The 22452-nt window shown below is 34.8% G+C and carries 18 protein-coding genes; 14 read left to right on the top strand and 4 right to left on the bottom strand.

Annotated features, from left to right (window positions below):
- Positions 1-401: 401 nt before the first annotated feature.
- On the bottom strand, positions 402-935 hold the full coding sequence (locus tag CLLU_RS10035; RefSeq protein WP_242977550.1) for a 4Fe-4S dicluster domain-containing protein: 534 nt from the start codon (positions 933-935) through the stop codon (positions 402-404).
- 448 nt (positions 936-1383) lie between these two features.
- Between CLLU_RS10035 and CLLU_RS10030 the strand changes: the two genes are divergently transcribed.
- Positions 1384-3795 (top strand): VIT and vWA domain-containing protein, encoded by a 2412-nt coding sequence (locus CLLU_RS10030; RefSeq protein ID WP_106009609.1) that lies wholly within the window; start codon positions 1384-1386, stop codon positions 3793-3795.
- Between the two features lie 78 nt (positions 3796-3873).
- On the opposite strand, the gene CLLU_RS10025 is transcribed toward CLLU_RS10030, so the two are convergent.
- The 3 genes from CLLU_RS10025 to CLLU_RS10015 all read right to left on the bottom strand — a co-directional run bounded on the left by CLLU_RS10025 (position 3874) and on the right by CLLU_RS10015 (position 9142).
- Positions 3874-4524 carry a hypothetical protein gene (locus tag CLLU_RS10025; protein WP_106009608.1) on the bottom strand — a complete coding sequence of 217 codons (651 nt, stop codon included), beginning with the start codon at positions 4522-4524 and terminating at the stop codon, positions 3874-3876.
- A 215-nt stretch (positions 4525-4739) separates the two neighbouring features.
- A complete protein-coding gene (locus CLLU_RS10020; protein WP_106009607.1) occupies positions 4740-6005 on the bottom strand; it encodes an efflux RND transporter periplasmic adaptor subunit in 1266 nt (421 codons plus the stop codon).
- Between the two features lie 2 nt (positions 6006-6007).
- A complete protein-coding gene (locus CLLU_RS10015) occupies positions 6008-9142 on the bottom strand; it encodes an efflux RND transporter permease subunit (RefSeq protein WP_106009606.1) in 3135 nt (1044 codons plus the stop codon).
- A gap of 409 nt (positions 9143-9551) precedes the next feature.
- Here CLLU_RS10015 and CLLU_RS10010 point away from each other — a divergent pair, with 409 nt between their 5' ends.
- The 13 genes from CLLU_RS10010 (at position 9552) to CLLU_RS09950 (ending at position 22395) form a co-directional block, all read left to right on the top strand.
- Positions 9552-9755 (top strand): indolepyruvate ferredoxin oxidoreductase subunit alpha, encoded by a 204-nt coding sequence (locus CLLU_RS10010; RefSeq protein ID WP_242977548.1) that lies wholly within the window; start codon positions 9552-9554, stop codon positions 9753-9755.
- Positions 9756-9757: 2 nt separating this feature from the next.
- Complete coding sequence (locus CLLU_RS10005) at positions 9758-10894, top strand: 2-oxoacid:acceptor oxidoreductase subunit alpha (RefSeq protein WP_106009605.1); 1137 nt, start codon at positions 9758-9760, stop codon at positions 10892-10894.
- A 1-nt stretch (position 10895) separates the two neighbouring features.
- A complete protein-coding gene (locus CLLU_RS10000; protein ID WP_106009604.1) occupies positions 10896-11714 on the top strand; it encodes a 2-oxoacid:ferredoxin oxidoreductase subunit beta in 819 nt (272 codons plus the stop codon).
- A gap of 21 nt (positions 11715-11735) precedes the next feature.
- A complete protein-coding gene (locus CLLU_RS09995; protein ID WP_106009603.1) occupies positions 11736-12308 on the top strand; it encodes a 2-oxoacid:acceptor oxidoreductase family protein in 573 nt (190 codons plus the stop codon).
- Between the two features lie 263 nt (positions 12309-12571).
- Positions 12572-14026 (top strand): NAD(P)/FAD-dependent oxidoreductase, encoded by a 1455-nt coding sequence (locus tag CLLU_RS09990; RefSeq protein ID WP_106009602.1) that lies wholly within the window; start codon positions 12572-12574, stop codon positions 14024-14026.
- A complete protein-coding gene (locus CLLU_RS09985; protein WP_337955804.1) occupies positions 14026-15267 on the top strand; it encodes an NAD(P)/FAD-dependent oxidoreductase in 1242 nt (413 codons plus the stop codon). Before CLLU_RS09990 ends, CLLU_RS09985 begins: the two co-directional genes overlap by 1 nt.
- Positions 15264-15626, top strand: a complete 363-nt coding sequence (locus CLLU_RS09980; RefSeq protein WP_106009601.1) for a DUF1667 domain-containing protein — start codon at positions 15264-15266, stop codon at positions 15624-15626. Before CLLU_RS09985 ends, CLLU_RS09980 begins: the two co-directional genes overlap by 4 nt.
- A gap of 307 nt (positions 15627-15933) precedes the next feature.
- Entirely contained in the window at positions 15934-16914 is a 981-nt protein-coding gene (locus CLLU_RS09975; protein ID WP_106009600.1) for a 2-keto-3-deoxygluconate permease, read from the top strand.
- 112 nt (positions 16915-17026) lie between these two features.
- Positions 17027-18598, top strand: coding sequence for an FAD-binding oxidoreductase (locus CLLU_RS09970; protein ID WP_106009599.1), 1572 nt, complete (start codon positions 17027-17029; stop codon positions 18596-18598).
- Positions 18599-18629: 31 nt separating this feature from the next.
- Positions 18630-19415, top strand: a complete 786-nt coding sequence (locus CLLU_RS09965; protein WP_106009598.1) for an electron transfer flavoprotein subunit beta/FixA family protein — start codon at positions 18630-18632, stop codon at positions 19413-19415.
- A 23-nt stretch (positions 19416-19438) separates the two neighbouring features.
- On the top strand, positions 19439-20653 hold the full coding sequence (locus CLLU_RS09960; protein WP_106009597.1) for an electron transfer flavoprotein subunit alpha: 1215 nt from the start codon (positions 19439-19441) through the stop codon (positions 20651-20653).
- A gap of 62 nt (positions 20654-20715) precedes the next feature.
- Positions 20716-21456 carry an N-acyl homoserine lactonase family protein gene (locus CLLU_RS09955; RefSeq protein ID WP_106009596.1) on the top strand — a complete coding sequence of 247 codons (741 nt, stop codon included), beginning with the start codon at positions 20716-20718 and terminating at the stop codon, positions 21454-21456.
- Positions 21457-21651: 195 nt separating this feature from the next.
- A complete protein-coding gene (locus CLLU_RS09950; protein WP_106009595.1) occupies positions 21652-22395 on the top strand; it encodes an IclR family transcriptional regulator in 744 nt (247 codons plus the stop codon).
- Positions 22396-22452 lie beyond the last annotated feature (57 nt).

Genomic DNA, 22452 nt, shown 5'->3' with positions numbered 1-22452 from the left:
AATAATTATTTACAATAGTTTTTATTATTTTTTAAATTCATAAAAACTTTCCAGATAATATGTTGAATTATTCTCAATGTTTTAAACTGTTGATTTTTTCTGTTATAGTGATAAAATAAAGGTGCATTATTAAAAGCTTATTTCCTGAGCATATGTTTTTGGAAATTGCTTGATGGTTAAGTTATTAATACCCCACAAGAACTCCTAATTTATTTAGGGGTTCTTTTCTATGCATTGTTTTTGATTTGTCCATATTCTATTTTGAATTTAATATTGTACCTATTATATTATTGTCTGATATTTTCTGCCTTCTCAATATAAGCAATAAATTACGACTATTTTGGGACTTGTTTACCCAATAGTCGCTTGTTTTTTATATTTACACTTAATAAGTTCATTACTTACTTTTTGTTTTTATAACTCACTAACTTAAGAGCTTTAGTTGGGCATACTTCCACACAGGCAGGACCATTCTCCCTATTTATACAGAGATCGCATTTATCTGCCACTATTTTTCCTTTCAAATTCATTGTATTTCTACCAGTTCCCATGGTTTTTAAATTTTGTTGAAAAATTTTCTGACCGTCATTATACTGGTTGATCAATTCTATAACTCCATAAGGACAAGCTACCATACAAGTTTTACACCCTATACATAAGTTTTTATTTATATATACATATCCATTTTTATTGCTGATGGCCTTTACAGGACAAACAACAGCACAAGGCGAATCATCGCACTGCCTGCATTGTACCGGAGCACTTACTTTTACCGTTTTCACCACATTGAGTCTCGGATTAAAATTTATATTATCAACATCCGTATGAAAAAAATCCTCTCCTGAATGTTCAACAGCACAGGCTGCCATACAAGTTCTGCAGCCTATGCATTTATTTGGATCCGCTATTACAAAAGAATTCATATGTGATTTCATTTAATATTCCCACCTTCGTATTATTATAGCAGTAGTTATTTATGTCCCTCTCCAAGGACATCTGCAATATTGTTTTAAGAGTACTATAGCAGCTATCATCATAGTATTTTTGAAGTTTTTTCAAATTACCTATTAGATACATTTATTTATAAAATAAATATTGGTAAATATGATATAATAATATATATGTTTATTATATGAAATAAATCCATTTCAAATATCAAAGTTCAGAGTTTAAGCTATATTCGAATATTAAAGTTCAGAGTTCAAATGTCAGGTAATGAAAATTTTTGGGCAGGTCCAAAAATCAACTAAGTTTGGTATTTGTACTTTTACTATAGGTTTGCTCTTTGTGCCTTAAAATAGCAATGGCAGCCTTTGGATAAAATATGGGTGGTCAATAGATATTTTGCAAATAAAATAAAGTTGAAAAGGAGGTCAGCATAATATGTTCCAGCATATTAAGGAAAATAAGGCAGTTGAAGAAGGAATTTTACTCAGAAAAGTCAATGTTATAGGGAATCTATGTGCCGGCTATGGAGAGATTGTAATAAATCAGATGTATCAAAATTGCAGCAGCGAGGATATAGAGGGAGTATACATATTTCCACTTCCTACTACAGCTGTTATATCCGGTTTTGAGGCGGAAATAGGAGGAAGAACTTTAAAGGCTGTGGTAGAAGAAAAGGATAAGGCGCTTCAAATTTATGAAAATGCAGAAAACCATGGTGACAGTGTTTTTTCGCTGGAGGAATTCAGTCCACATTTTTTCAAGATAAATATAGGCAAGATAATTTCTGGCGAAACTGTTAAAATAAAGCTTTCTTATGTAGAAGAATTGGATTATAAAGACAGTACTTTTAGACTCACAGTTCCAGCGATTTCAGAACCTAAAATAATAAAGAGCAGATCAAAAATTGAAGAATTGACAACTAATCTCGCAAATAAGTTGAGAATAAAAAGAGTTAAAGATGAGGATTTTGAGTTTAAGGTCAATATAATAGTTGAATCATTGAGTAGGGTGGATTTCAGATCTCCTTATCATAAGATAAAAGTTGAAAGGGAGGGTGATACGGTAGCCAGAATAAGTTTGGATGAAAACTATCATTTGATGGATAGGGATTTTGTGCTTTTCATAAATGAAAGAGAGACCCTGGAAGCAGATGGAATGATATATGAATATGAAGAAAATGATGAAAAAAAAGGTATAGTGTATATAAGGATGATTCCAAAACTTGATCCTTATGAAGAGGAAATCAAGGAAAATTACGTATTTTTAATTGATATTTCAGATACTATGAAAGGTGAGAAACTGGAACAGGCTAAAAATGCACTTCAGCTTTGCATAAGAAATTTATCAAAAGGAGATACTTTTGACATAATAGCCATGGGTGTAAAATTAATTAGTTTTTCTAAAAATGGATTAATAGAATTTAATGAGAATTCTCTAAGAGAGGCCTCCAGCTGGATAGACAATCTAGAGACGGAAGAAGATGCAGATATATTTGGAGGCATAAGATATAGTTTGGAAAAAGAGGGTTCTCAAAATACCATATTGATTTTTACAGATGATCAGGTAGATGAAGAGGAGGATATACTTTCTTATGTAAGAGAAAATATAGGAGACAACAGAATATTTACTTTTGGAATAGATTCCTCAACCAATAATTATTTTCTCAATAAACTGGCTCATGAAAGTTATGGGAAGGCTGAATTTATTGACATAGGAGAGAGAATTGAGGATATAGTACTCAGGCAATTCAACAGGATTCAAAATCCTCAGGTGGACAATATAAAAATTGATTGGGGAAAATTGCAGGTGAGATCATCTTATCCAAGAACTATTGACTACATGTATGACAGGGAACCATTTTTCATATTTGCCGATGTTTTTGGGGAGGTGGAAGGAAGTATAACTTTAAGTGGAGAAGTTGATGGGAAAGAGTATGTGAGAAAAATAGATATAGATAATTTCAATACGGAGGAAAATGCCAATCTGCTGAAGAAGGTATGGGCAAGAAAGAAAATAAAATCTTTAAAGATGAATATGAAATTACAGCGGGGACAGCAAAAAGAAGAGATGAGGAAAAGTTTAATAAAACTTTCTAAGGAAAATGGATTCATAAGCCCTGAAACCACTTTTATATTGATGGAACTTAGAGAAGAGCCTGTGCTTGGAATTCAGCTCAAGAACATAATACCCATAAAGGTTGATGAAACCACTTTGGGAGAGAAGATAAATGAGAATGTTGAATCTGGTTTCTGGTATAGAAGTTTTAATGCTGAAGAAAATGAAAATCTAAGCGACAACCGATATCTGGATGAAAAATATACCAGAGGAAAACTTCTGAGGATAATTGCCAAAAATCAATTTGCAGATGGGGCCTTTGTGGATTATGAGGACAGTAATATAGAAGATAAAATAGAAACTACATCCATGGTAGTGCTTGCCTTTATTATGGGAGATGAAAAGATAAATATTTATAACAATCAATTGAATAAAGCTGCTGCTTTTATATGTAAAAGTTATGATGCTGCAAATTTTGCTGTAAGATCTGATATTGTAAAATTGTCCATTATGGCATTGAATAAAATAAAGAGAAAAAAATTATTAAAGGATAAGTATATTTCACAAATCGATCATACCATAGAAAAATTATGTGAAATACTTCATTCTAAGGAGGAAACAAAACATATTCTCAGGGATTTAATGAAAAATTCTTTTGAAAAAAATTTAGCTTCGCTGTTTACGCTAAGCGAGGATGGAAAATATATAGAGGAAGAGATAACCATAGTGGAAGAGAGAAATTCTATATTTGATATGGCTAAACTGGCGGTATTAAAAGCATTGAACCGATAAACTGTCAAAATTCCTAAAACATAAAATAAATTGTATAAAAAATATGCTGGCACTTACTTGTCTGTACCAGCATATTTTTTAATTATTACCGTGGAAGAAAGCAGTAATTTTATTAATAGGTATATCTACAAAGGCACTCATGTTGTTATTTTCCGGGCAGGGTTTAGATTCTGAATTACAATTATCTGCCGAGGAATAAGGATCACTATAGGTATTTAGATCATTGATAAAATCATTTTTCGCAGGATAAAATGGAGCTGAACCTACTCTTAATATAAGCCGTATAAAATGGTTGTTTACACCTAGTAATATTCCACTAAAATTACATCTGCTGGTATTTCCTCCTACTGTGTGTATAGTCACCATTTGTCCTATATATTTTTTTAGCATTTCTGTAAAACTAATAGCCCCTATACCGTTGTATTTATCCAAATGATGTTTTTTACGGCTGCGATTTGAGGAATTGCTGACTTTAGCAAAGGGGGTACTTTCAGATAAATTTTCTGGTGGATCCTCTCTATTGGGGATGTTGCCATCGTCTTCTCCCTGATTTTTATCTTCCAAATTTATTTTTGAATAAACGGGGTTTTGCCATAAGTTATTTTCTTCACTGTCTTTTTCGTCCATGTCTATGGAATTAGAATTTGATCTTTCGTCTGGAACATAGTAATTTTCATCTATAATATCCGAACGGTGATTTCTAGAATGTCTTCTGTGGTGTCTGCTCATATACTCAACTCCTTTCTGTAAATAGTGGAAGATTACTATCTTTATAATATTTTACTGTTTTTAATTGCAGGTTACAGAATTTAAGCCTTAATTCATAATATGATATAAAGTTGATTTGTGACATCAATTTAAAAATTTTAAAGGAAGTATAATATAATAAAAAGACATGAAGCTGTTTTAGTCAGTTCATGTCTTATATATATTTATCTGTAACATCAATTTAGAATCTTAACTTTGTCACCATCATTTAAGAAAGTCAGTCCTCCCAGTACTATGTTGTCTCCTGACTTTATTCCTGAAGATACTATTTCAGTGTTTTTATCATCTGAAAGTCCTGTATTCACGGATATCTTCTTTATCTTGTTATTTTTTACTGTGTACAGGTAAGAAACTCCATTCTCAACTTTTATGGCTTCATTTGGCGCTACAAGTATGTCGTCTTTTTTTGTATCGGAAAGTGATATCTTAGAAAACATACCCGGTTTTAAACTGCCGTCGGAATTATCTATTTTTATTTTAACCAGATATTTTTGAGTTTTGCTGTCTATATTGGAAGCTATGTTATCTATAGTACCGGAGATCTTTTTGTTTTTGGCAGAGGGGATAGTTATATCTATAGATTGTCCCACTTTAATTTTAGAAAGCATGCTGTCAGGCAGATTGACTTTTACAATAGTCGAACTCAAATCCAGTATAGTTATAGATGGCTCCGTGGCAGAAGAAATTTCCCCCTCATGTATATTCACGGCAGATACAATTCCGGAAATTGGAGCTTTAATTATGGTATCGTCAATTTGAGACTGAATTGATTTAAGGCCGGCTTTTGCCTGATCCACCTGAGCCTGTGCAACTGCAACTGATTCAGGGCCAACTTTTTGCTGCAGTAAACTTAAATTTTGCTGTGCTGCAGATAATGCTGCTGATGCAGTATTTAGTTTTGTGCTGGCAGTGTCCAAATCCTGCTTTGACACAGCTCCAGCAGAGTACAGACTTTGGGTCCTATCGTAACTGGTTTTGGCATCATTGTAATTTATCTGGGCGGTTTCCAAAGACTGCTGAGCCTGTACTACAGGCTGTTCAACTCCAGAACTCTGTGTCTTGTTCAAACTTGCATTGGCAGAGTCCACGCTTGCCTGCTGCTGTTCCAGCTGGGCTTGAAGTGAACTTGAATCAAGAGTGAATAGTGTATCACCGTTTTTAACTGAACTGCCAACTTTTACATTTAAGCTTTGAATTTTACCAGGTGATTTAGGAGATATAGAAACTTGTTTATCTACATCCAATTCTCCAGGATAATCTACAGTTGTGGATATGGAACCGAGTTTTGCCTGGATCACTTTTACATTTTTAATTTGATTTTGGGATTCTGTTTTTTTATTTTTAATTATATTGTGAACTATGGCAAATGCCATTAAGGCTACTAATACAAGCAATACTATTTTCCATATGATTTTTTTGGATTTCAAAATATCGGGCTTCATAATTATACCTCCTCAATTTCTACATGCTTTTTCTTTTTAAATATCCGGTTTTTCAAATCATCCATCAGTGTATAAACTATAGGCAATATTATAGGAGTAAAAATAGTAGAAGCAATCATACCACCAATAACTATAACGGACATGCTTGATTTTAATTCACTGCCTTCCCCTATGGAAAAAGCAGAGGGCAGCATACCTACAATCATAGTTGCAGAGGTCATTATGATAGGTCTTAATCTTCTTTCACCGGATTCTATCAAGGCTTCTCTTAAACTTTTTCCACGTTTCATAAGTGTATTTGTATAGTCGATTAAAAGTGTACCATTTTTAGATGCAAGTCCATCTAACATTATAAGTCCTATCATGGACATTATATTCAAGGTCTTTCCAGTAATGGCCAGTATAACGAAAGCTCCAATCAGAGCACAAGGCAGAGATATCATTCTTATAAATGGAGTTAAGAAGGATTCATAAAGTACAACAAGTATCATATAGATTAAAACCAATGAAACAATCAATGCTATTATGAGAGAGTTGAAGCTGGTTGCCATGTCTTCTTGATTTCCACCAAATTTGATTTCATATCCGTTTGGCACGGAAAATGATTTTAATTTTTTGGATAAATCTGCATTTACTTCTCCAAGAGCTCTTCCTTGAATATTTGCGGAGATGGTAACTACATCCTGTCTGTTCTCCCTTGATATGGATTGAGGACTATCCGCTTTTACTACGGTGGCAATTTCATTTAGAGGTATAGATTCACCTGATTGATTGAGTATATTTATGGATCCTATATCCGATGGAGTTTTTATATCTCCGTCCTGAAATTTCACTGTTATGTCATAATCATTTCCATTTGTCCTGTATATGCCTCCGGAGGAACCTTGAATGGCCATCCTGAGGACTGAAGATATATCCGATGTAGATATTCCATACTGAGAGGCGGCCAATCTGTCTATTTGCACTCTCAATTCACTTTCACTGGCTTTAGAGGAGTTACCTACATCTATAATTCCAGGAACATTTTTAACTATGCCTTCAACTTTGTTGGATATTTCATTTATTGTATCAGTATCTTTACCTAATATCTGAATTGATATGGGTTTGGAACTTCCACCTCCCGTATCGGATTCAGTCACAGAAAAATCTGTTCCAGTTAGAGAAGAATTACCCCAGTTTCGGACTTCTTTTGCCACCTCTGACTGAGATTTTTTTCTCTCACCTTTAGGCTTAAGTTCTACATATATGCTTGCAGAACTTGAATTCCCCCCTCCTGTCATACTGCTTATGTCGGAGCCTATAGAGGAATAATACATGGATATTTCAGGAATTTTATGCAGACGGTTTTCTACCTGCTTGACAGTTTTATCCATTTGATTTAAGGTGGAACCTGAGTCAAATGTCATATTTATAGTAAACATGCTTTGATCTGTAACTGGTATGAGTTCCGTGCCAATGGCACCAGCGGGTATCAATAAAATGCTGCCTATTAATCCTGCTATGCTGAGCAGGAGAACCCTTTTCCTGTGATCCAGGCACCAGATGAGTGCCCTTTTATACACTGCTGTTATGTTGTCCAGGGAAGAAGAAATTGCATTCAAAATTTTATATAACTTTCCTGCCTTGAATTTTTCCATCCTTTGAGAAGATATTTTGCGCCTTTCATCTACCTTGCCGAAGAACCTGGATGCCAGCATAGGGGTTATTGTGAAGGATACGAAAAGTGAAAATAGGGATGCAAAAGCTATGGTAAGTCCAAATTCCTTGAAGAACTCTCCTACCATACCGGATATAAATGCCACAGGAGTATATACAACTACATCACAGAGAGTTATTGCAATGGCCGCAAGGCCTATCTCCATACGTCCGTCTATAGCAGCAGTTTTTGGATCCTTTTTCATGGCCAAATGCCGCTGTATGTTGTCCAATACAACGATTGAGTCATCCACCAAAATACCTATGCAAAGCGACAATGCCATGAGAGACATCATATTCATGGTGAATTTCATAACATACATCATAAAGAAAGTTGATATAAGAGAAGTAGGTATTGCTACTAAAACTATAAGTGAGGATTTCCAGCTCCTTAAAAATATCAATAATACTACGGCGGTTGTAAATATACCTTCCAGCAAAGTGTGTTTTATTTGCTCAATGGAAGATTTTATAAAGGTAGTGCTGTCATAGGCAGTTTCAAGTTTGATGCCGGCTGGCAGCAGCTTTTTACTTTTTTCAAGTTCTGCTTTTATGTTGTCTACGGCTTCCACTACATTTGCATCACTTTGCTTTTGAACGCTTATCCCTATGGTGTTTTTGCCGTTTATCCTCATATGCTGACTTTCCTCAGGATATTCAAGATTGACATCTGCTACATCAGACAGGCGAACTGTACCCCCTGAAGAGGTAGGTACCAATAAATTCTTTACTTCATCTATATTCTGAAATTCACTCATAACTCTTACAGATTGATTTAAATTTTCCTGCTTTATCTGTCCGGCCGGAATATTTATATTGTCGGACTGTAATTTTGAAAGCAGTGTATTCACATTTACACCGTTGGATTCAAGAGCGGCTTTATTCAGTTTTATTATAAGCTGTTTTTTTTGTATTCCCTGCAGAGTTACATTTCCGACACCTTGTACCTTTTGGAGAGATTCAACTATATTGTTTGCCTCATTATAGAGTTCATCATAGGATACATTTCCTGATATGGACAGCATTAATACAGACATGGAATTTGTATCTATTTTAAATAGGTTGGGTTTATCTGCATTTTTAGGAAGCTGAGCTTGAGCATTATCTACGGCTTTTTGTACATCTAAAAAAGCTGTATTCATATTTGTGCTATCTTTAAATGTTATGATAGTTTGTCCAATGCCTTCCCTGGATGTAGATTGAATTTTATCGATGCCGCTTATACCTGATACGGCATTTTCAATGGGCTTTACTACGTCCTGTTTAATGTCTTCAGCACTGGCACCAGTATATGTAGTAGATATAGAGATTATAGGCACATTGATAGATGGCATCAGATCTGCTCCGATATGGGTATAACCAAATATGCCAAGACCCAATAGAAGAAGTATTACCATAGTTATAGCAGCTGGTCTTTTTACGGATAATTCTGTTAAATTCATTTTAGCCTCCTTTGTGCAGTTATTTAGTTTCAGTAATTATATCTTTAAAGACATAATTACTATATTTTAAAGATACGATTACTATATTACATAGGTTAAATTATAAATGTATATATATAAAAATTCAAGAATTGATAACAAATTTCATATAATATTAATGTTAATATAACGTTAAGTTTGTAAATTTTAATTATAATCATGTAATTTTTAGGTTTTTGAAAAAGATTTTTTTCCACAGCACATTGAAACTTCAAAACCAATATGATATACTGAACATAAATTAATGGAAACTATTTTCATATGGTGGAAATGAAAAAGAACTTGCAATTACAGAATATTTCATAAAATTCAGAAATATTGGGGACAATTTAAGTTAAGCAATTAGAGTTGGAAAAGAGGTAATATTTAATTGATTAGTATAAAAAATAATGTACATGTGGAACTGGAAAAAGAGTGGTGTAAAGGTTGTGGGATATGTATAGAGTTTTGTCCTAAAAATGTATTGGCTTTAAAAAATGGGAAAATTTCAATTGTAGATGAAGATAAATGTATAAAATGCGGACTATGTGAACTGCGGTGTCCGGATTATGCAGTTTTTTTAGGGGGTAAGTAAAAGTGGATAACAATATTAAATTGCTACAGGGAAATGAAGCCTGCGTAGAAGGAGCAATTGCAGCAGGAATGCGATTTTACTCAGGATATCCAATAACACCTTCTACTGAAATAGCAGAACTTTCAGCCAAAAGATTGCCTATGGTAGGAGGAAAATTTATTCAGACAGAAGATGAAATTGCAGGAATTGCAGCAGCCATAGGAGCCTCACTTACAGGAGTAAAATCGATGACAGCTACAAGCGGGCCTGGATTTTCGCTAAAGCAGGAAAATATAGGGTATGCAGCAATGGCTGAAATACCCTGTGTAATTGTAGATGTACAGAGGCATGGTCCTAGTACGGGCCTTCCCACATCGCCATCCCAGGGAGATGTAATGCAGGCAAGATGGGGTACTCACGGGGATCATCCAATAATAGCAATCTCACCTTCTTCAGTTAAAGAAACTTTTGATTTAACTGTCAGGGCTTTTAATCTCTCTGAGAAATATAGAACGCCGGTAATACTGTTGATGGATGAGGTCGTAGCTCATATGAGAGAGGGAATTAAAATTCCTAAAATAGAAGATTTAAAGATTATTGACCGTAAAAAGCCTAAAAAAAAGGATGAAAATTATTTACCTTATTATGTTGAAAAAGGAAAGTTTGTTCCTCCTATGGCAGCTTTTGGTGAAGGATTTAGGTTTAATGTGACAGGGCTTGTACACACAGAATCCGGATTTACTACTAACAGCACTGAAGTAGCTGAAGTTCTCTGTAATAGGCTTTTAAGTAAAATTGAAGACAATGTAAATGATATTGTAACCTATAATGAACTGTACATGGAAGATGCTGAAACTGTGGTAATTGCCTATGGGGGGACGGCTAGAAGTGCCAAAAGTGCAGTAAAGCAGGCAAGAAAAGATGGCTTAAAAGTTGGATTGTTTAGACCAATAACCATTTGGCCTTTTCCTGAAAAACAGGTTAAAAGGGTTGGAGAGCAGGCCAAAAATATAATTGTGTCAGAACTTAACCATGGACAATTAGCTTTGGAAGTCGAGAGAGTGGTAAAAAATGAATCGAATATTTTTCAACTAGGAAAAATTAATGGTGAAGTTATTACTCCGCAGGAAATACTATCTAAAATCAAGGAGGTATTTTAAAATGGCTAGCACATTAGTGGAAGATTATTTAAGAATGGAAAATTTACCACATATATGGTGCCCGGGATGTGGACATGGGATATTAATGAGAGCCATTATACAGGCTATAGATAATTTAAAACTGGATAAAAATAAAGTATGTATTGTATCGGGAATAGGTTGTTCTTCAAGAGCTGTAGGGTATATGGATTTTAATACGCTTCATACTACTCACGGCAGGGCATTGGCTTTTGCTACGGGAGTAAAATTGGCCAACCCCAAGCTTGAGGTTATTGTAATCTCAGGAGATGGTGATGCTGCAGCTATTGGAGGGAATCATCTGATTCATGCAGCTAGGAGAAATATTGATATTACAACGGTTATTTTCAATAACAATATTTATGGAATGACCGGAGGACAGTATTCTCCAACTACACCAAGAGGGGATAAAGGAACTACTGCACCTTATGGTACAGTTGACAGACCTTTTGATATTCCACAGCTTGCTATAGGTGCAGGAGCAACCTATGTAGCCAGAGGTACTGTTTATCATACAAAGCAGTTGATTTCTCTCATAGAAAAGGGCATTCAAAATAAGGGATTTTCATTAATAGAAGGTGTAAGCATATGCCCTACCTATTATGGAAGAAAAAATAAAAAGGGTTCTGCAGTAAACATGATGAAGTGGCAGAGGGATAATGCTGTTAGTATTAGTACAGCAAAAAAGTTTTCACCAGAAAAACTTAGAGGAAAATTTTTAATTGGTGAGTTTAAGAATACTACAGAGCCTGAGTATACTGAAGAATATCAAAAAATAATAGATAAATTTGTAAGTAAGTAATTTATAAAGGAGAAGTGAATTATGAGTAATCAATTAGAATTGAGATTGACGGGTTCAGGAGGACAAGGACTTATATTAGGTGGAGTTATTTTAGCAGAAGCTGCAATAATGGAGGGTAAGAAAGTTATTCAATCCCAATCTTATGGTCCGGAAGCCAGGGGTGGTTCCAGCAAGGCTGAAGTTATCATAAGTGATGAGGAAATCGATTTTCCCAAAGTTTTAAGAACAAATCTTTTGTTGACTTTAACTCAAAAATCATGTAGTAAATATATAGGATCACTTGATAGAGATGGAATACTGCTCATAGATTCGTCGGTAATGGTACCAAGTACTAATAAAGCTAAGAGGGTTATTCAAGTTCCTATATTGAAAACTGCCAATGAGGTAATAGGTAAATCAATGGTAGCTAATATAATTGCAGTGGGAGCTATTAATAGTATTTTGCATATAGCTTCAGAAAAATCTCTTGAATTTGCTGTATTAAGCAGGGTTCCAAAAGGAACAGAGGATTTGAATAAACGCGCCTTGGAAGCAGGTTACAAGCTGGTTAAGAATTATAACTCCTTAAAGGAAAATTGTCAGCTGGTAGGATAGGCTTTTGAATGAAAGTTCATAGTTTTAATATTATAATTATATTGTTTAATCATTTGTAATATTCAATCAACATTACAAATGATTAAATTTTAGGTGTATAATTTTGATAATGTATTAAAGACAATTGAAAAATTATAGAGGAAATGATATGTTTTTATACATGATGAAAACGATTTTTATGGTGTGGAAATTAGAAGACGTAAATTATTATTTTTTGAAAATGTTTTAAAAAGCATTCTAAAACATTAAGATGAGGTGAAATTATGAGGGATAAATATGATGTGTTAATAATAGGAGCTGGTGTAATAGGCAGTTCGATAGCCAGAGAGCTTTCACGCTATAAGCTTAAGGTAGCTGTTCTGGAAAAGGAATTAGATGTAGTTTGTGAAACAAGCGGCCGAAATAGTGGTGTCATTCATGCAGGATTTAACAGCAGGCCGGGAACACTTATGGCTAAATACTGTGTAGAGGGATGTCTTGGATTTGACAAGGTAGCAAAAGAATTGGACATACCGTTTAAAAGAACAGGAAAATTAGTAGTAGGATTTACAAAGGATGATTTAGAAGGACTGGAAGAATTAAAAGAAAAAGGTGAAAAAAATGGAGTCCCGGGATTAAAAATAATATCTGAAAAAGAAATAAGGGAAAAGCAGCCTTATATAAAAGGAAAAGCAGCATTGTTTTCACCGATGACAGGTATAGTAAATCCCATAATTTATACTATAGCGTTGGCAGAGAATGCGTGTCAAAATGGAGTAGAATTTTTCCTGGGAAGAGAAGTAAGGGGAATAAAGAGGATAGAAAAAGGCTATGAAGTATCTACAGAAGATGAAATTTTTCAAACCAGATGGGTGATAAACAGTGCAGGGCTAAATTCAGATAAGATTGCCAGGATGGTTGGAATAGAAGATTATACAATATATCCCTGCAGAGGCGAATATTTTATACTGGATAAAAATTTTAGTAAATATCTAACTATGCCGGCTTATCCTGTACCAAATAAAAAGGAAGGGGGACTTGGTATTCATCTTACTCCTTCAGTAGATGGAAATGTGCTTATAGGACCAAGCGCAGTTTATATAGATGAAAATGACAATTATTCATCTACCCAGAAAGTAATGGATATGCTTATAGAAGGCGGTAGGAAAATACTTCCACAAATAGAGAGGAAATACCTTATAAGGAATTTTTCAGGTATAAGACCCAAATTGGTAAGCAAGGAAAAAGGTGGATATGCAGATTTTGTAATTGGAGAGAGAAAGAATGTGCCGAATGTAATCAATTTAATAGGAATGGAATCTCCTGGGCTTACAAGTGCCCTTCCAATAGCTAGAGATGTAGTGAATATTATAGCTAAAAGAGAAACTCTGCAGGAAAATGAAAAATTCAATCCAATTAGAAGGGGAATATTGAAATTCAATGAACAATCGGATGAGAAACAAGCTGAACTCATAAAGCAGGATCCAGATTACGGTGAAATATTCTGCAGATGTGAAACGGTGACAAAACATGAAATATTAGAAGCAGTTCATAATCCATTGGGAGTTAAGACACTGACAGGAATTAAAAATAGAACCAGGTCCATGATGGGAAGATGTCAGGGAGGATACTGCCAGACAAGAATTGTAAAACTTTTGATGAGAGAACATAATTTAAAACCAGAGGAAATGAGGTACTCAAGGAAGAATGGATATCTATTTGAAGGGAGGGTTAGGTAATGGATATAATAGAAAAAGATGTAATTATTATAGGCGGAGGCCCTGCAGGACTTGCTGCAGCTGTGAAACTAAAAGAAGATGGAATAGATGATGTACTTATATTGGAGAGGGAAAAAGCTCCTGGGGGAATACTTAAGCAGTGTATACATGATGGTTTTGGGCTTTTAAGATTTAAGGAAGCACTCAGCGGACCTGAATATGCGGATAAATTTATACAAAAAGCAATAGAAAAAAATGTAGAAATAGAGACAGAAGCCACAGTTATAGGACTTACAAAAAATAAAGAAGTTACGGCTGCAACCAGGAATGGATTAAAAAAGTATAAAGCAAAGGCTGTAATTTTATCAATGGGATGTAGGGAAAGAACTAGAGGAGCTATAAGTATACCGGGAACAAGACCCGCGGGAATTTTTACGGCAGGAGTTGCCCAGTCCTATATAAATTTAAATAATCTTATGGTCGGGAAAAATATTATTATCCTTGGTTCCGGCGATATAGGTCTCATAATGGCGAGAAGACTTACACTGGAAGGTGCTCATGTCATTGCAGTATTTGAAAAGCTGCCTTACCCCAGTGGCCTTCCGAGAAATATTCAGCAGTGTCTGAATGATTACAATATACCACTTTATTTAAGTCATACTGTTACCAATATAATAGGTAAGGATAGAGTTCAGGAGGTTGCAGTCAGTGAGCTTGACGAAAACGGAAAGCCTATAGTGGGTACTGAAAAAAACTATAAATGTGATACTCTGATTTTGTCAGTTGGGTTGATACCTGAAAATGAATTGTCACTGCAAGCTGGTATTGAACTTGATAAAAGAAGTAACGGTGCTCTTGTAGATGAAAATTTGCAGACCAGTGTTCTCGGAATATATTCAGCAGGAAATGTGCTGCATGTCCATGATCTGGTGGACTATGTATCTTTGGAGGGAGAAAAAGCTGCTGAATCCGTTGCCAGACAACTTAAGGGTGGCGTTATGGAAGGAAGTGCAATAAATGTAGGCTCGGATGGGACTATTGGTAATATTATACCAAATAGAATAAGCGGAAATGAAGATTTGGAATTGTCCTTGAGAGTGAGAAAACCATTTAAAGATAAAATCATAAAAGTTATGCAGGGAGAGAAAGTTATAAAAACTGCTAAATTGAAAAAACTTAATCCTGCAGTAATGATACATTTGAAAGTTGAAAGAGAAGATATCAAGTCTCAAGAAGATATTAAGGTGGGGGTAGAGGTATGAAGAGAGATTTGACGTGCATAGTATGTCCTAATAGTTGTGAGATTACAATTGATTATGATGACAGAAATATCATAAGTGTCAATGGGGCAACCTGTAAAAGAGGGGAAAAATATGCAAGACAAGAGATACAGGATCCCAGGAGAACTATTGCAACTCTGGTAAAAGTTAAAAATGGAGAGGAACTTTTAGTAAGTGTGAGAACAAAGGATCCAATACCTAAAGATAGGATATTTGATGTGGAAAAAGAAATAAAAAAAGTAGAATTAGAAGCACCAGTGGAAATGCATCAGATTGTGGTAAAAAATATTTTAAATCTGGGTTCCGACATTATAACGACAAAAAGAGTGGAAAAATTATAGTAAAAATGTTTTAAATTATTCTGATATATTGTTTTTTATTTTCGATTTAGTGTAGCTCATGTACATTAAATCGAAAGTGAAAACAGAGGTAGTTTTATGAATTTAAAATAAGTATATTTTTTGACGTTTGATAAAAACGATTTCATAAATATCTATGTAAATCGATGGTTAGGGGAAATCATAATTCTGATTTGTCATATAGGGGAGTAGCTTTATCTAACATTTTGCCAGTATACAACAATATTACAAATAAACTTAAACAAAGTATATTGAGTAAAATGTAAAATTGAAAGGTGGGGAATTTATAATGCAGATATTAAAAACAATGAAAAAGGTACCGGGAGGAATGATTGTAGTACCTCTTATCTTAGGTGCTCTGATAAATACATTTTTGCCAAATGCACTAAAAATAGGAGGTTTTACTACAGCTTTATTTAAAAACGGATCACCTTGTTTAATAGCTCTTTTTATATTGTGTTCTTCCGCTAAAATAAATATACATAAGCTGGGTACACCTATATATAAAGGGTTAATATTAACTGTCCCTAAAATACTAATAGGTGGAATTTTAGGCTGGTTTATTGGAAGGGAATTTGGACTTTCAGGTATATTGGGGTTGTCTCCTCTTGCAATAATTCCGGCAGTGGCCAATTCAAACGGAGGAATGTATGGAGCAATGGCAGCCCAATATGGAAATGATACAGATGAAGGTGCAATATCTCTAGTGGCATTGAATGTGGGACCATTTGTCACCATGCTTTTCATGGGGGTAGGTGGTTTGGCTGATTTTCCTATATATTCATTTATAGCTATTCTAGTTCCAGTTGCAGTTGGTATATTTTTGGGAAATGCAGATGAAAATATGAGGGAATTTTTAGCTAGCGGTTCAGGACTGCTGATTCCATTCTTTGGATTTGCACTTGGAAGTGGAATAAATCTCACAAATGTCATTAATGCAGGAATTTCCGGAATCCTGCTTGGATTATTTACATTTGTGGTAACTGGTTTTGTTACATATGCTTTGTATGGGATATTTACAGGAAGTAACAGGGCTCTTGGTTTTGGAGTGGCGAATACGGCTGGAACTTCAATGGTTGTACCCGGACTCGTAGCTGAAGTTGATAAAAGCCTGCTACCATATGCAGCTGTTGCAACTACCCAAATCGCAGCATCGGTAATAGTATGTGCTATATTATGTCCTCTAATGGTTGGATATCTTGATAAGAAATGGAGACAAAATCAAGCGAAGTATGATAGAAATGAGATTATACCAAATAAGCAGGTTTGACAGAAATCAATATTTAATAGAAAATTATTTGAAGGTCGTTCACTCAATTTAATTGCTCTAACTTATTCTTGATGAAAAGTTAAAATATCAAAAGTTTACAAGGAGGAATATTATGAATGATATGCTTGTTAAAAATATGGAAAGTGAATATGAGCAATATTTAAATGATGAATCCCGTACTGTAGGAAAAGCTGATTATATTTCATTTCCCAAATGTGAAGATGATATAGTACGAATAATATCTTATGCCAAAAAGAATAAGATGAAAATTACAGTTCAAGGAGCACTTACGGGAATTACAGCAGGAGCAGTGCCCTCTGGGGGAATTATACTTAATATCAGCAAAATGAATAAAATTAAGGGCCTCAGGTATGATAAAACGAAAAAATGCTTCATGCTGTCAGTACAGCCTGGAGTTTTGCTTTCTGAAATTCGTAAAGCTTTAGGCGATGTAGATTTTGATACTGAGGAATGGTCAGAGGATTCCATCAATGCACTTAAATTGTTTCAGAAAAGTGGAAAATGGTTTTTTACTCCGGATCCTACAGAATCTTCAGCATCCATAGGAGGCATGGCGGCTTGTAATGCTTCAGGTGCCAGATCTTTTCACTATGGAGCAACAAGAAATTATGTAAATTCAGCTCGTGTTGTACTTACCGATGGTTCTAGGACTACCTTGACAAGAGGTGCTGATAAAGTTAAAAATTTGGAGTTCACGTTAAAAACGGATTCAGGAAGAGAAATAAAGGGAAAGCTTCCTTATTATACTATGCCCGATGTAAAAAATGCATCAGGATACTATGTAAAAAAAGATATGGATCTTTTAGATCTTTTCATAGGTTCTGAAGGAACCCTTGGTGTTATCACCGAGTTGGAATTACAACTTGTTCCTCTTCCAGATCAAATATGGGGAGTTACTTCATTTTTCCCTTCTGAAAAATCTGCAATAGATTTTGTATATGCTGTCAGAGAAGCTGAACTAGATGTAAAAATTGCAGCTATAGAATATTTTAATAGTAATGCCCTTGAGCTTATACGAAAACAAAAGGAAGTTACGATGGCTTTTTCGCAAATGCAGGATATACCTGTTAATTATCATACGGCTATTTATATTGAACTTCATGGTGGTACGACTGAAAAAATGGCCGAAGCCATGCTGAAAGTTGGCGATATAATTGTAAAATGTGGTGGAAATGAGAAAAATACCTGGCTAGCTGCTAATCCAGTAAATTTAGACAGGCTTATCGCGTTTAGACACGCTACTCCGGAATGCGTTAATCTTATTATAAGTGAAAGAAAAAAGAAAAACCCGCATATTACAAAGCTGGGAACAGACATGGCTGTTCCTGATAGCCAGCTTAATGAAATAGTGGATTATTATAATGATTTTATCTCTAGATCGGGACTTCAAGCGGTAATGTTTGGGCACATTGGAAACAATCATATCCACGTGAACATACTTCCGAGGAATGATGATGATTATAACAAGGGAAAATCAATGTACCTTAAATGGTCAGATCATGTAGTGAGACTTGGGGGAACCATATCTGCAGAGCATGGGGTTGGGAAACTGAAAACCAGCATGTTATTTGAAATGTATGGTAAAGATAATATTGAAAAAATGAAACAAATTAAAAAGATATTTGATCCAGATTTTATACTAAATTCGGGAAATATTTTTTAAAATTAATATTAATGAAAAGTGGGTGATTTGATTGAATATACTGGTTTGTGTGAAACAGGTTCCTTCAACTACTGAAATAAAATTGGATCCTGAAACTCATACTATAATTCGTGATAGAAATGACAATATAATTAATCCTCTTGATACTTATGCCATAGAGGAGGCTCTAAGATTAAAAGAAAAATATGGTGGTAAAATTACTGCCATAAGTATGGGTATACCTAGAGTTAAAGATATGTTGAGAGAAGTTATAAGCCTTGGAGTTGACAGGGCGATACTTTTAAGCGATAGAAAATTTGCAGGCTCAGATACTTTGGCTACAGCTTATGCACTGGAAAAAGCAATAAAAAAAGTAGGGGATTATGATCTTATTATTTGCGGTAAACAGGCTACGGATGGTGATACTGCACAAGTAGGACCTAATCTTGCTGAGAAGTTGGGGATTCCACATACCACATATGTAAGCAGAATAGATAGTATAGAAAATAACAGGATTATATGTAGAAGAAATGCAGATGAGGGATATGTAAAAGTGCAGTTGCGGCTTCCAGCTCTCATAACTGTAGTAAAAGAGATCAATGTACCAAGACTTTCTACCATAGCAGGTCTCAGAAAATCTATAAGTGCCAAGATATCTGTATGGGATAGTTCTGATATTGGGGCATCTGATAATTTTATAGGATTGACAGGTTCACCTACTCAAGTCAGGAAAACTTTTGTGCCGGATCATAATATAAAGACTGAATTTTTAAATGGTACATCTCATGAGCAAGCGGAAGCACTTGCTAAAAAACTCATGATAATGGATATTCAATAATTTAAAGAGAGGAGAAGTAGCATATGTCAAGTATTTCTATTATAAGTGAAAAATGTGTAGGATGTAAAAGTTGTATGCGCCAATGTCCATATGGAGCTATAAGCATGAAAGATAAAAAAGCAGAAATAGGAGAAAATTGTACTCTGTGCGGAGCTTGTATAGAAGCATGTAAATTTGATGCAATACTAATAGAGAAAGATAATGGTAATTGGCAACAAAGCGGAGGCAGTTATAGTGGAGTTTGTGTGTTAGCGGAGCAGTTTAACGGAGACACCAAAACTGTGACTTATGAATTACTGGCAAAAGCCAGAGAACTGGCTTCAAGTTTAAAGACTAAGGTTTCAGTTATCTTCTTAGGATATAATGTTAAGGATAATGCAAAAGCTCTTATTGCCCACGGTGCAGATGAAGTGCTTGCTGTAGATAACATCATGTTGAAAGATTTAAATGAAGAGATTTATCCTGAATTGACGACGCAGATAATAAAAGAGTGTAAGCCGGAAATATTGCTTATCGGAGCTACGGCTTTTGGTAGATCCATAGCACCTAGAATAGCTTCACAATTGAATACAGGTTTGACGGCTGATTGTACTAAACTGGAAATAGACAGTAAGACAGGCCTGCTTTTTCAAACTAGGCCCGCTTTTGGAGGGAATTTAATGGCTACAATTGCCTGCCCTTTTAGAAGACCGCAGATGGCCACGGTAAGGCCTAAGGTGTTGAAAGCATCAAAAGCGGATAATTCCAGGCGTGGTAAGATCATATACCCTAAGGTAAATTTTCCCAAGGATATTAAATTGAATATTTTAAAGACTATTTTGTCTGATTCTCAAAAAATTAACATAGTTGATGCAGATATTGTAGTTTCTGCAGGAATGGGAATGGGCAGTATTAAAAATATGAAACTTGTAGAGGAACTTGCTCAGGTCTTAGGTGGAGCTGTAGGAGCTACACGAGCTATCGTGGATTTGGGGTGGGCTGAGTACAGCCAACAGGTTGGACAAACAGGTAAAACAGTAGCACCTAAGATATACATTGCCTGTGGAATTTCAGGTGCTATCCAGCATCTAGCAGGTATAGCACCTTCAGCTTATGTAATAGCCATAAATAAAGACAAGGATGCCCCTATTTTCAAAATTGCAAATTTGGGAATAGTAGGAGACTGCCTTGAAGTTCTGCCTGAACTGGTAAAATCATTGAGAAAAATAAAAGAATCTAAAGTTAAAGTTGAAGCATGATTTTTAACTATATGTATAATAATTTTAAGTAAATACTATTTAAAAATCGGGGGGTTGTATATATGAATTTTAAGGTGGATATATTATGTAAGGCATTTCCAGGCAAGTCCACTATAAGTGCATTGGGATGGAGCAATGTAGTACTTATACGTACTAAAGACAAGAATATTTTATTTGATACGGGAGCTCAGGGAATTCGCCCGAATATTTTAAGGGCACTTGGAAAATTATCAATAGAACCAAATCAAATCGACAGTGTTTTTTTAAGTCATTTGCATTTTGATCATTGCGGCAATGCGTCCTTGTTTCCAAATGCAAGTTTTATTATAAGTGAGGCTGAGTGGAAATATGCTACTACGGAAGAAGACATTTTTACAACAGAGGAATCTGTAAAATATTTGAGAGATAGGAAAAAAATCATTATATCTGAAGATGGAGATGAAGTTTATCCTGGTATGAAGGCTATATTTACACCAGGACATACTTCTGGAGGGATGTCATTGGTACTCGAAGCAGATGGCGAAAAGTGGATTATTGCTGGTGATGCAGTAAAAAACAGGGTGGAGCTGTTAAGAGAAAAAGTGGATATGTCCTTGAATAATGAACAGAGCAGGCAGAGTATATGTAGGATAAAAGGCCTTGCAGATCGTGTTTTACCAGGTCATGACTGCTGGATGAAAATCGAAAATGGCAAAATTATTCCCGAAGAAAAAGTACAAGTTGATATAACTTTACCTAAGGGAATGCAGGATGGAAAAAATGGAGTGTTTAAATTAGTTATTGAGAATAGACCATTAGTTTGAAATTCTTAATATATTTTCCTGAATATTTATTTAGGTAATTTTGTTTGCTTATGCCTATTTTTAAGCTCCAATTGTATTTGCTTGACACAGATAGACATGAATGTTATATTGATAATTGGAAAATTAGGATGAAATATTAATTATATGGATGGTATATTAATAAATGTAAGTAAAATTATTAAGAGGTGAATTAATATGGCGGAATCAAATTCGAGTACCAGATCCATAGAGAGGGCTTTTGACATATTGGAGTGTTTCATTTTTGATGGTATGGAATTATCTTTGATGGAAATAGCAAATAAAATTAATTTATCTCCAAGTACGGTTCACAGACTTATTGGTACTCTTCAGAGAAGGGGATATTTACAGAGAAATCCAATAAGTAAAAAATATTATTTGGGTAGCTTAATTGTTCAGTTGGGAAATATAAGCATAAGTATTTTGAAAAAAGAATTCACTCAGGTTGCACTTCCATATATGATAAAATTGAGGGATAAATTTAATGAAAGTGTCACCATGTATGTGAGAAATAACAATAAGCGTGTTTGCGTGCAGAGAGTGGAATCTAAACAGAGTCTGAGACTGGTTATGAATATTGGAAGTATACTGCCCCTGGAAAAAGGAGCACCTGGTAAGGTGTTGCTGGCTGCCTTACCAGATGAAAAAATAAAAACTTTGTTGGGAAGTTATGATGAAGCTTTGAGTAAATCCTTAGAGGAAGTACGCCAAAACAAATATGCCGTAAGTAGAGGAGAAAGGGAGAAAGGGCTGGGTGCCATAGCTACACCTATTTTTTTTGTAGATGGTAAGGTTATTGCTGCACTTTCCATGACCGGTCCTATGAATAGACTTTTAAACAAAGATGTTGATCAAAAAATTACGGCTGTAATTGAATGTGCTGCTGAAATATCGGCAGCACTTGGATATAATGAAGAATAAATTAAGTTATTTTGTACTTAAGATTCGATTTTTAGTACGGATTTTGCGGAGGTATAT

It is taken from the genome of Clostridium luticellarii (assembly GCF_002995845.1).
Taxonomy (GTDB): Bacteria; Bacillota; Clostridia; order Clostridiales; family Clostridiaceae; genus Clostridium_B; species Clostridium_B luticellarii.
This window is presented reverse-complemented; position numbering and strand designations above follow the sequence as displayed.